The sequence below is a fragment of the Paenibacillus sp. FSL H7-0940 genome, from assembly GCF_037979415.1.
Classification (GTDB): Bacteria; Bacillota; Bacilli; order Paenibacillales; family Paenibacillaceae; genus Paenibacillus; species Paenibacillus amylolyticus.
In genome coordinates, this window is the sequence record NZ_CP150280.1 from 1,731,577 (window position 1) to 1,742,461 (window position 10,885).

Genomic DNA, 10,885 nt, shown 5'->3' on the forward strand with positions numbered 1-10,885 from the left:
GAGAATGATTGTGAATATTGAAATTATAAGTACTGAAATGCGCCGTGAAGGTGAAAAAGGATACGTGGGAAATACCGTTTACCGCACAGAAGGCGAAAAGTCAGTATATGAGATTACCTTCATGAGCAAGAACGGAAAAGATTGGGACTATAGCTTGCATTTCACGGAGCAATCCGGTGATGAAGAAGAGTTACTGCGTATGGACGAGTTGCTTGAGAATGATGACGATCTGTACAATCAATTGCTCGATGCTGCTTTGGAGGCATTTCCAGCTTAACTGGCTGAGATGTTCTTGTTCTATTGTGTTGTGTCGATGACTATACTAGACGGTGTATGCCCAAAACAGGGTGTATACCGTCTATTTTATTGGAAATGTTGAATAGATGATCCAGAAAAGGGAAGTCTACGAGATGAATGGAACCAGAGAGACAATCCGCCTAATGGGAGGTAACCGTGAATGGCATCTGACAATCTGATTACAGAAGGGTTGACGGGACTTGAAGAAGTCGCGCCCGATATTCTCAGTCTACGTACACTATTCGTTAATGTCGTGTTCATCGGAGAGCCAGGAAGCAGGAACTGGGTCCTCGTGGACACCGGAATGGCGAGGTTCACAGATCATATTGTTCAGGTTGCAACAGAACGATTTCAAGGTCCGCCGTCTGCGATCATATTGACGCATGGTCACTTCGACCATGTAGGAACCGTTATTGAACTGGAACAATTCTGGGGTGTGCCAGTGTATGCTCATCCGCTTGAAATTCCGTATTTAACGGGGTTAAAAGATTACCCGCCAGCGGACCCTTCTGTAGGTGGAGGTCTAATGTCCAGGTTGTCATTTGCTTATCCCAATGAGGCAATCAATCTGGATGATCGGATATTCAGTCTACCCAAAGATCATTCCGTTCCAGGCGTATCAGGATGGGAGTGGGTTCACACGCCAGGTCATACGCCTGGGCATGTGTCGCTGTTTCGAGAAGCAGACCGTTTGTTAATTGCGGGAGACGCAATCATCACAGTGAAGCAGGAGTCGCTGTGGAGTGTGTTGCTTCAGGACAAACAGTTGCATGGCCCGCCATCTTATTTCACAACCGATTGGCAGGCTGCTCATCAATCTGTCCAGCATATCAGGCACCTGGAGCCGAAACTTGCGATTACCGGGCACGGGCATGCCTTGAGCGGAGATATGCTGAGTGAATCCTTGAAGCGGCTTGATCTGGACTTTGAAGAGAGCACTGTGCCGGATCACGGCAAATATGTGGATTAATTGAACCATCATATGAAAGACAGCAGAGACAGCCGTAACGTATTGCAGCTGTCTTTTTCCTGTCTTTTTTGTTTTTCTATTATGAATTTGTTCTCTATCATAGATTGGTATTTTGCGCTCGGGCATGATATAGTCGAGCCGTATAATATAACCTTAGTATGCAGGAGGTACATATAACGATGACACAGCAAAATGCAGCATTTGAAGAACAATTTGGAGGGATTCCGGCCGTTTGGCTTCGTTTTAATCAGTTTGAAGCGGCAGTTATTCCTAGCGTGGGTGCCAACCTCGTTGCTTTTCGTGATACAGAAAAGGGTTTTCGTTACTTGAGAGAACCGAATCAGGATCAGATGGATGAGTTTATGGCTGCACCTGCGGTCTATGGAATTCCGATTCTTTCTCCACCGAACCGTTATGAGGATGGACGTTTCCCCTGGAATGGTAAAGTTTATCAGTTGCCTGTGAACGAACCGGCTACAGGTAACCATTTGCATGGATTTTTGCATGATGCCGAGTGGAAGGTTGAGGGATACGGTTCTGATCAGCTGGAGAGTTATGTGTTGCTTAGCCAGGACGTGAAAGAAGGGCATACATTCCATCAGTACCTGCCGTTTACGTTCACGGTGACGCTTCGTTACTCTTTGAGCAGCCAAGGACTTCAGCAGCAATTGATCGTTCGCAACAACGGGACTGAATATATGCCGAATTTGTTTGCATTCCACACGGCAATTGCTGTACCTTTTGCACCGGACAGTCAAGCCTCGGATTACACGGCCAAAGTTACGATTGGACAACGTCGTGAATTGAATGAGCGTTCCCTGCCAACAGGACAATTTCAACCGCTTACACCTGAGGAAGAACAATTGAAAAAAGACGGAGTTAGTCCGTTCTTTGCTGCCATGGATAATCATTACACTGCGGAGCCGCAGAATGGACGTAACTATATGGAACTTACGGATCACCGTACTGGAGACAAACTGGTATACGATGTGGGTACCTCCTACAAGCACTGGATGATCTGGAACAATAACATGGGTGGCGAATTCTTCTGTCCTGAACCACAGATGAACCTGGTTAACGCTCCTAATGTTGAAGGCATACCTGCAGAAGAAATCGGATTGATCGGTTTGGAACCAGGTGAACTATTCGAACAGAGCAGCCGATTGTATCCAATTGCGTCACAAAAATAATTCACGCTCATTTTGCGCTACGCTTACAATTTTGTCGAAAAGGTGAAAACCTGCTCGCAAATCATGTATAATATGACGAGATACACAAGCTTTGTAGAGACCCAAACCATCTTTTTGGAGGAGGACAAGCAAGTGGAATACCGCATTGAGAGAGATACGTTAGGCGAAATGAAAGTACCAGCCGACAGGCTGTGGGGAGCTCAGACGCAGCGCAGCAAGGAGAACTTCCCGATTGGCAGTGAACATATGCCGATGGAAGTTATCCGAGCTCTTGCCATTTTGAAAAAAAGTGCTGCGGCCAGTAACCATAAATTAGGTAAATTATCTGCGGCTAAGTCCGATGCTATTGCTTATGCAGCAGACGAGATTATTGCAGGCCGAATTGATGATCATTTCCCATTGGTAGTATGGCAGACGGGAAGCGGAACACAATCCAATATGAACGTGAACGAAGTGATTGCCAATCTGGGGAACCAACTGCTAGAGCAAAAGGGCAAGGAAGAGCGTCTGCATCCAAATGATGACGTGAATATGTCCCAGAGCTCCAACGATACATTCCCAACGGCTCTGCATGTCGCAGGTGTTCTGGCTGTTGAGGATCAACTTTTGCCAGCAATCGCGGTATTGAAAGCCACTTTTGCAGACAAGTCGGATGCATTCAAGGATATTATCAAGATTGGACGTACCCACCTCCAGGATGCAACACCAATTACACTTGGTCAGGAGATCAGTGGTTGGGAAGCCATGCTGGGCAAGAGTGAGCGTATGATCCGTGAAAGTGTACAGTATCTGAAGGAGCTTGCAATTGGCGGTACAGCTGTCGGAACGGGCATTAATGCGCATCCGGACTTTGGGGACTTCACTGCCAAGGAGATTGGCAAACATACGGGGAAAGATTTTGTATCTGCACCTAACAAATTCCACGCACTTACAAGTCATGATGAAGTTGTGTATGCGCACGGTGCCGTTAAAGCGCTTGCAGCTGATTTGATGAAAATTGCCAATGATGTCCGCTGGTTGGCCAGTGGCCCTCGTAGTGGGTTGGGCGAAATCCGTATTCCTGAGAATGAGCCAGGCAGCTCCATTATGCCGGGTAAAGTCAACCCAACTCAGAGCGAGGCCATTACTATGGTGGTTACGCAGGTCATGGGTAATGATGCAGCGATTGGTTTCGCGGCAAGTCAGGGTAATTTTGAACTGAATGTATTCAAACCGGTTATCATCTATAACTTCTTGCAATCCGTGCAACTCCTGGCGGACTCCATTATTGCGTTTAATGACAAGTGTGCCGTGGGCATCGAGCCTAATCTGGATCAGATTGAACATAATCTGAACAATTCGCTTATGCTGGTTACAGCGCTTAACCCGCATATTGGTTATGAGAATGCAGCCAAAATCGCGAAACTTGCACATAAAGAAGGTTTGTCCTTGAAACAGGCGACGTTACAAACGGGCCTGCTTACCGAAGAGCAATTTGATCAATATGTCGATCCAGCCAAAATGATCGCTCCAAAGGCCTAAAATCAGCCGAAATGAGCAATATAGATCACTGAAGAGGACGACCTGCACAAGCAGGTCGTTTTTCTTATGATTACCGATGCACTTAATGCTTGTCAGACTATACGTATACATATAAACTACATATGCACCAGTTTTAATTTAATTATGGGATTCGTATATATTTGGAGGTTTCCGCGTTGTCAAAAACGAGAAGATTTACGATACGCTCCAAAATTTTATTGGGCTATCTTGTGGTTGTGCTTTTGTTTGGAGCTGTTCTGTTAGTGCTTACGGCCCAAATTAATGTGTTACAGAAGGAAAATGATTTTATCTCCCATCATGATCTGGAAGTACATAATCTGACCAACGCGATTGAAAAAAATGTCTTGAACATGGAGACAGGACAGCGTGGATTCATGATTACAGGTAATGAAAGTTACTTGGAGCCTTATTCCCAAGGCCTATCTCAGTGGAGTTCCAACTATGATCAGTTGAATGCTCTCATTAGTGATAATCCTTCACAGCAGCAGAGTCTACAAAGCATCAAAGCTCATATTACACGCTGGATTGAGATTGCTGGGGAGCCGTCGGTGGACTTGAAAAAGCAAGGGGATCAAGCGAAAGTTGTTGCATTCTTCGAATCTGATCCGGGTAAAACTGAAATTGATCTACTGCGCTCGCAACTTACAACCTTCCGTAACACGGAGATCACTCTGACCGAGGCGAGGGTTACTGAACTTGCCAGACGTAGCTCCACACTGCTGACGATTATGTACACGCTGTGGGGTATTATTGCAGCATTATCCATTGCAGCTGCGATTGTGATATCCGGAAATATCGTCAAAACGTTGCGAGATGTTATGCAGACCATCAGTGATATCTCCAAAGGTGGAAACCTGAAGCAGCGGATTCAGGTGCGCACACATGATGAAGTGGGAGACCTGGGCCACGAAACCAATAAATTACTGGATGAAGTACAGGAACAGAATCGGGTCAAGGACCAGATTACAGGCATTGCCACACTCTTACAGAACCCGACCAATCTGGAAGGATTGTCCCGCTTGTTCCTGAACGAGCTAGCCATGTTGTTTGAAGTTCCCTATAGCGTCTTATATTACTGGAAAGACAATCGACTGCTGCGTTTGGCTGCATATGCTGGGGATGGAGAGAAAGAACGTTCGCTCGGTAAAGTGTCGCTTGCTCCGGGTGAGGGGCTTGTAGGTCAAAGTGCTGTGGAGAAGCGAGTTTTACGCATGAATGATCTGCCCCAGAACTATATCCGAATCTCTTCGGGTCTTGGGTATACATCTGCCACATCACTTACTGTAGTACCGGTCCTCTTCGAGGGCAGAACGATTGCGGTAATCGAGCTTGCTTCAATGAAGCCGTTGCAAGAGAATGATATGAAGCTGATGCAAGAACTGACGGATATTTTTAGTGTTTCCCTACACTCTACCGTCACTCGCATGGAATTACAGCAATTATATGATGAGTCACAAGTTCTAAATGAAGAATTACAGGCACAATCGGAGAAACTTCAGGCTCAGACCGAAGAGATGTTGTCTCAGACGGAGGAACTGCAAATGCAGACCGAAGAACTTCATATGCTTAACGATCGTCTGGAAGTACAGAAGAGTGCTGCAGAGACATCAGCCAATGAACTTTCGGTTGTGGCAGATCAGTTACGAACGAGCTCGGGGTACAAATCCGAATTCTTGGCGAACATGTCCCATGAACTGCGGACACCGCTCAACAGCATGTTGATTTTATCTGAGATATTGTCTGAAAATAAAAATCAACACTTGAATAGTGAAGAGCAGAACTATGCTTCAGTCATTCACAAATCAGGAAAAGACCTGCTGAATCTGATCAATGATATTCTGGATCTATCCAAGGTGGAAGCCGGACAGATGGAAGTGGATTTCGATGATGTCTATCTGGGCAGTGTTCCTGAAGTTATGAACCAGTATTTCCTGAAAACAGCGGAACAGAAAAAAATAGATTTCCGAATTCAGCTCCAAAGTCCTTTACCGGAAACGATCGTGACGGATGAGATGAGATTGCATCAGATCCTCCGAAACCTGCTCTCGAACGCATTCAAGTTCACCAGTGAGGGTGAAGTTGCCTTAACCATCTCCAAAATGAGTCTGGCTCATCATGAATTGAAAGATCAAGAGACCGACGTGATTGCTTTTTCCGTCAGTGATACAGGGATCGGAATTGCGGATAACAAACTGGTGCAGATCTTCGATGCTTTCAAACAGGCGGATGGAGCTACAGCACGTAAATACGGGGGGACCGGACTTGGTCTGTCTATCTCTCAATCGCTTGCGAATTTGCTGGGGGGTTCAATCTCGGCAACAAGTCGTGAGGGGCAGGGCAGCGTGTTCACGCTATTCCTGCCACTGCGAAGAGATGAACCTGAGACTATGAATGCATCGCGGTTGTTCCTGAATGAGGTGGCTACCACTACACCTGAGTTCAATAAGCTTCCTTCAATGACTTCCGGACAATCGGATGTTTTATTGACACCTTTGGAAGAAGCGTTGCTCAGCGGACGCCAAGTACTTGTCGTTGATGATGATATACGTAATGTATATGCCCTGGCTAACGCTCTTGAGCAATACGGCATGAATGTCATCTCAGCTCAGAATGGGTACGAATGTCTGGAATTGCTGGAGCGTGGGGGAGTCAAACCTGATATCATCATGATGGATATTATGATGCCGGAACTGGATGGTTATGAGACGACTCGCCAGATCCGTGAACGGCTTGGTATGACCCAGCTTCCGATTATTGCGCTGACAGCCAAGGCCATGAAAGAGGATCGGGAGAAATGTATTGCAGCAGGTGCTTCGGACTATCTCAGCAAACCACTGAATATCAAAGATGTATTATCCCGTATGAAATTATGGATGAATCACGAAACCATGGAAATCTGATCTAAAAACCTATGCCGATTACAGGAAAGTGCGCTGTAATTAGGTCATAGGTTTTATTTTTTTGCCGTGTAAGCTTTATTTAGAAAATTGATGTTATAATACTTAACAAAAAATAAAAGTTGAACGCATAAATATGGATTTAATTAGAAAAACAATGCGGAATTTAGTTTCGTTAACCAGAATGACATAACATTGTGTTATATATATGGGAGGTAGTGTCCATGCAACTTACGGTTAAAGAGGCTTTACAGGTGTACCCGTTGTCAGAGGCCAAACTGGTTGCGGGTGGAGAAGGGACTTCACGGATGATGAAATCCGTTAATGTCATGGACGCTCCTGATATCGCGGATTGGATCAAATCCGGAGAAATGTTGTTCACCACCGCTTTTATTATGAAAGACAGTGAGACGGATGCACTGCGTTTGATGCGACGTTTGAATGAACGCGGCTGCGCAGGACTCGGCATCAAGCTGGGGCGTTTCTGGCAGTCCATTCCCCAAGGTATTGTCGAAGAAGCCGATCGACTTCGGTTGCCACTGCTTGAGCTCCCCTTTCAATTCACCTTCTCGGACCAGATGAATGCCTTGTTCAAGGCTGAACATGAACGTAGCAACCGATTGCTGCATGAGGTTGTGCAAAAGCAGAAAAAATTAATGCAGTTTGCACTGCAACAGCAGCCACATCGGAATGTGTTCGCCGAACTTGCCACGGTGCTGAACTATCCGCTTGCCGTCATTGGTTCACGTGGGCATGTACTGTATGGTAGTGAAGGCATTGCAGGGGATGCTGTAACCCAAGGCTGGCCTTGGAAATCCGTCATGCACCGAGTGAAATGGAATCAGGGAAGTTGTCATCGCGTACCGATCAAGCAGAATGATGAAGAGTACGGGGCGTTGCTTGTGTTTACGGATTCAGCCCTATCGCTTCGAGCAGAGGAAGAGCTGTTTCAACAGGCTGCCGATGTGCTGGCATTTTATATGGATATGACTTATCGTGAGCATATTAATCCGACCGTGCAAGATGAGATGCGTACACTGCTTTCACAGTATCTGGATAACAAAATGACTGTTCAGGAATTGACCACCTTGAGTGAGAACAAAGGTGTACATCTATTCCAGGGAACTTATCAGTGCGTATTGATTACACTTGAGCCGACTCTGTTTGCCGAGGGAAAGTTGCTTAAACAGATTCATCGCGAGTTGCAATACAATCCGCTGATGCAATTCACGGCCTCACAGCATTTTCAGATTGAGGATGGCATTCTTTCCATCTACACCTGTCCAACAGGGCGAGATTATGGAGAGGAGCTGTCAAGTTTTCTCTTGAGCCGTTTTGGTGATGTTCTGGCAGCGCAAGAAGCAAAAGGAGCACCGGCTCCGCGTTTCTGGATCAGCAAAATGAAACATGAGCCCAAATCGCTCCGTGAAGCATACCAGGAGTGTCTGGATACTCGACAACTGGCTCGTCGATTCGGCATGAAAGACCGTGCGTTGCAATTTGAAATGCTCGAATTTGCCTATGTGTTCCAACACGTACCGGATAACATCATGGAGAACTACTGCAATAAAGTACTCGAACCACTACTTGCCAGGGATGGTGATCCCAATCAGGTGCTGATGAATACGTTGGAGTCCTTTATCGAGAATGACGGACTGATCAATGAAGCTGCCAAGCAACTGTTTGTGCATCGCAACACGGTCACTTATCGGATGGAGAAAGTTGGCAGCTTGCTGCAAATGGACTTTAAGAAAACGAATGATCTGCTTAAATTAAAGCTGGTATTTACCTTCCGCAAGTTCGTGCGGGACAAAGCAGCTGCAAGACCGCACAATGTCCAACTCTAGACCGCACATTGTGCAACATGACAATGCTAACGGGTCATACCCCCGAGAACCGCATTCCCTTGATGGAATGCGGTTTTTTCATGTTTGAGGACAACAAAAGCTGATCTTCCCGTGCACAGCAAACAAATCACAACTATGATGTTATGTTATATTACAAAATTGCGTAAATATTGTTGTCGTGACATTGAACGGCACTTAGAATGAAGAACAATAATCCACAACAGACCGGAGGTTCTAACATGAGCGACTTAATTAAACTTGTTAACAACTGGTCTATCACACAGTTTGTGCATACGTTTGGCGGCTTATTTGAGGAATCACCATGGGTGGCTGAGCGTGCCGGGCTTTCACGACCTTTTGATTCATTTGAACAGATGATGAAAGTAATGAAAAACGTGGTTCAGGCATCGGATGACCAGGTGAAGTTGCAGTTGCTTCGAAATCACCCGGATCTTGGAGCACGTATCAGCATGAGCAGCAACTCCATTCAGGAGCAGGCTGGTGCAGGACTTGATTCACTCTCACAAGAGCAATACAACGAACTTCAACAATTAAACAAAGCATATACAAGCCAATTTGGCTTTCCTTTCATATTGGCCGTAAAAGGCCATACCGCAAGCTCCATCCTCGAATCCATGAGACAACGTCATCGCCGAGGCAGGGAAGAAGAATTCGAGACTGCAATGAAAGAAGTATTCAAGATAGCGGGCATTCGTTTGGAGCAGTGGCTTGCACAGATCGGTCATGAACATGAGTTCGTGAGCAAGCCAGCCGCAGTGCAGCAGCGGACGATGTATTACGGCAAAGGGGATGTGTGGATGTACCGTTCCTACGCCAAACCGTTGACGGGTATCCAGTCCATTCCGGAATCTCCTTTTATGGGACGCAGTAATATTCTGTTTGGATTGAACATCAAGGTGGCTGTGCAGGGGGATGAATTCTTGCCTTCTTTTGCAGAAGGGGATAATTCGCTGGTGGTCGCAACCGATTCGATGAAAAATTTCATTCTCAAACATGCAGCGGACTACACAGGTGCGACGGTGGAAGGATTTCTTGCGCTGGTAAGTCGGCGTTTCCTGGAGACGTATCCGCAGATGAGCAAGGTTCAGATGACAGCAGATCAGATTCCTTTTGAAGATATACCCATTGGATTAGAAGGAAGTTATCGACCGAGTGCGCTCGTATTTCGTTATTCGCAGAATGATCGTGCGACAGCTGCCGTGGAAGCAGAACGAACAGGAGACTCGATTGAACTCAGCAACCATTTCAGTGGTGTAGCCGATCTGAGACTGATCAAGGTCAAAGGCAGTGAATTTGCCGGATTTATGCAGGATGAATATACCACTCTTCCAGAGACATGGGATCGACCGTTATTTATTTTCCTGAACATCAATTGGCGTTATGAAGATCCGAGAGATGGCATGGACGATCAGCGTGGACGGTATGTAGCGGCGGAACAGGTCAGAGATTTGGCTGCTGCGGTATTTCATGAGTGTCGATCCGCTTCTATTCAACATCTGATCTACCAGATTGGACGAAGGTTGTTAAGTCGATTTGAGCAACTGAGTGAGGTTTCATTTGAGTCCAACAATCGGACTTGGGAGACGGTGCTGGAGGAAGTGAAAGAGGGAGAAGGCAAAGTATTTACCGAGCCGAGACCACCATATGGATTCCAGGGTTTCTCGATGACAAGGGATGATCTGGGAGCAGACGGCCGTAACTCCGGGAAAGAAGGTGACGTCTGATGTCGATATCTGGTGGACGAATTACAACACATGTGCTGGATACATCCAAAGGTGTGCCTGCTGCGGGTGTTCGGATCGAGCTGTATACCCTGAAGAGGGATGGAGAACAGGAAAGCAAGATAAAAGTGGCTGAGTCCGTGACCAATGCGGATGGACGTTTGGATGCACCTCTGCTGGATGGAGGCAAGTTGGAGTCAGCGATATATGAGCTTCAATTCCATGTCGAGAGTTATTACGCACAGCGTTCGTTGGAGGAGCTAGGCCAGGCATTATGGACGATTGTTCCGATTCGTTTTGCCGTATCTGATGCCTCAAGCCATTATCATATTCCGTTATTGATTGCTCCAGGAGGTTACAGTACATACCGGGGAAGCTGAATATGCACACATCCGGTTCT

General features: G+C 46.3%; 8 protein-coding genes. All 8 read left to right on the top strand.

Features of this window, described 5'->3' with window-relative positions; all coding sequences use genetic code 11:
• The first annotated feature begins 4 nt into the window (after window positions 1-4).
• The 8 genes from MHB71_RS07730 (at window position 5) to uraH (ending at window position 10,865) form a co-directional block, all read left to right on the top strand.
• Entirely contained in the window at window positions 5-277 is a 273-nt protein-coding gene (locus tag MHB71_RS07730) for a hypothetical protein (RefSeq protein ID WP_036613754.1), read from the top strand.
• A 180-nt stretch (window positions 278-457) separates the two neighbouring features.
• Entirely contained in the window at window positions 458-1,267 is an 810-nt protein-coding gene (locus MHB71_RS07735) for an MBL fold metallo-hydrolase (RefSeq protein ID WP_339297056.1), read from the top strand.
• Window positions 1,268-1,446: 179 nt separating this feature from the next.
• The gene (locus MHB71_RS07740) at window positions 1,447-2,457 is read left to right on the top strand and encodes an aldose 1-epimerase (RefSeq protein ID WP_047843331.1); all 1,011 of its coding nucleotides are present in this window, start codon (window positions 1,447-1,449) and stop codon (window positions 2,455-2,457) included.
• 132 nt (window positions 2,458-2,589) lie between these two features.
• Window positions 2,590-3,978 (top strand): class II fumarate hydratase, encoded by a 1,389-nt coding sequence (fumC, locus tag MHB71_RS07745; protein ID WP_076250332.1) that lies wholly within the window; start codon window positions 2,590-2,592, stop codon window positions 3,976-3,978.
• 176 nt (window positions 3,979-4,154) lie between these two features.
• Window positions 4,155-6,899, top strand: coding sequence for a CHASE3 domain-containing protein (locus MHB71_RS07750; protein WP_340029222.1), 2,745 nt, complete (start codon window positions 4,155-4,157; stop codon window positions 6,897-6,899).
• A 221-nt stretch (window positions 6,900-7,120) separates the two neighbouring features.
• Window positions 7,121-8,743, top strand: a complete 1,623-nt coding sequence (locus MHB71_RS07755; RefSeq protein WP_036673765.1) for a PucR family transcriptional regulator — start codon at window positions 7,121-7,123, stop codon at window positions 8,741-8,743.
• Window positions 8,744-8,982: 239 nt separating this feature from the next.
• Window positions 8,983-10,488 carry a factor-independent urate hydroxylase gene (gene pucL / locus MHB71_RS07760; protein ID WP_100527440.1) on the top strand — a complete coding sequence of 502 codons (1,506 nt, stop codon included), beginning with the start codon at window positions 8,983-8,985 and terminating at the stop codon, window positions 10,486-10,488.
• Window positions 10,488-10,865, top strand: coding sequence for a hydroxyisourate hydrolase (gene uraH / locus MHB71_RS07765; protein ID WP_100527441.1), 378 nt, complete (start codon window positions 10,488-10,490; stop codon window positions 10,863-10,865). The genes pucL and uraH overlap by 1 nt, the downstream gene beginning before the upstream one ends.
• Window positions 10,866-10,885: the final 20 nt, after the last annotated feature.